Source organism: Paracoccus zeaxanthinifaciens ATCC 21588 (genome assembly GCF_000420145.1).
GTDB classification, from domain to species: domain Bacteria; phylum Pseudomonadota; class Alphaproteobacteria; order Rhodobacterales; family Rhodobacteraceae; genus Paracoccus; species Paracoccus zeaxanthinifaciens.
Window position 1 is genome coordinate 1 of the sequence record NZ_ATUJ01000035.1, and the last position, 1,091, is coordinate 1,091.

The following is a 1,091-nucleotide window of genomic DNA, read 5'->3' on the forward strand; positions in this document are numbered from 1 at the left end:
CGCACTTCGGGGGAAAATTTGTTCGTCGTCTTGCTCATGATGCTCCATCCTACTCAGGAGTTGGAGCCTCCGGCAAACCCGGAGCGGTTCAGTTCTAACAACGGTAATCTAACGACATAGCCGGACTAAAGGAAAGGTTGCGCTCGACACTACCACATACCGCTATGTCGGCTTCCCTGCGCACTGCGGCCTTCGACCCACCGGACGATCCTGTATGGCGCCACGAAAGGCCGCTTCAGTGAAGCCGCGCCGCAGCGATGGCAATCCCGGCGAAGGTCCGGAGTGGGCCGAAAATTGTCCGGCGATGCTAGGGATCGCTCGATGCCGCGTCGCCCAGCCCTTTCCTGCGAAGCTGCAATGAACTCTGTTCGATCTGCTTTCGCATTCAGGAGCCTCTGATCGCGTCTTCCTATACCCCTGGCTCACGGATTGAAGCGGGGAGGATAGCAGACCGTTGTCTCAGGTAGTTAGTGCGGTGCGGGGTACCGCCTGTAACGCTTCCAAACTACGTCAGCTTTCCTGCCGCAAAGGAAGAATTGTGGCCACTTGAGGAAGACTTCAGTGGCAATCGACAAACGTGTGAATTGTCACTCAAGTCTTCCTTAGCGCCACATGGATACCAATGGCTTAGCATTAATGAGGTTCACTAATGCTGCCTTCTTTGCCAATGAAACTTTCCTCAATGCGAACCGTGGCTATGCGCGGTGCGGGTGTCCGATATACGGTCTATCTATTGGCTACTGCCCCTGTCTTCTACACGCCCGCCATGCGGCGCAGCGCGGTGCGGCGGCGTACTAGATTGCCTGACAACATTGAGATCGGTATTCGGAACTGGTTGTCTGCAGGAGAAAAGAATGCCGCGCATTGATATGATGGAGGCCCTCTCGGGTTTCGATAAAGCCCTAAAGGCAAGGCAGATCACTACCGTGCGCATGCGCGGCAATGACAAAATTCATATTCATCAAGATATGCCGAAGCCCGACACTCCTCGACTTACCTAGGCTCCAGACTCATTGATGGTCACAGCCAGAACATGACGGTGGCAGCGAGAGCGACGGCGGAGAGGAAGACCTTTGGGCATCTATCGTAAC

The 1,091-nt window shown here is 55.0% G+C and carries 1 protein-coding gene; it reads left to right on the forward strand.

What is annotated here, in order from left to right; genetic code table 11:
- Positions 1-854: 854 nt before the first annotated feature.
- Positions 855-1,001, forward strand: a complete 147-nt coding sequence (locus tag F804_RS17470; RefSeq protein ID WP_022708572.1) for a hypothetical protein — start codon at positions 855-857, stop codon at positions 999-1,001.
- The last annotated feature ends 90 nt before the right edge of the window (positions 1,002-1,091 follow it).

Coding starts and splice junctions, on each gene's coding strand:
- F804_RS17470 (WP_022708572.1), top strand. CDS start 855: ATGCCGCGCATTGATATGATGGAGGCCCTCTCGGGTTTCGATAAAGCC.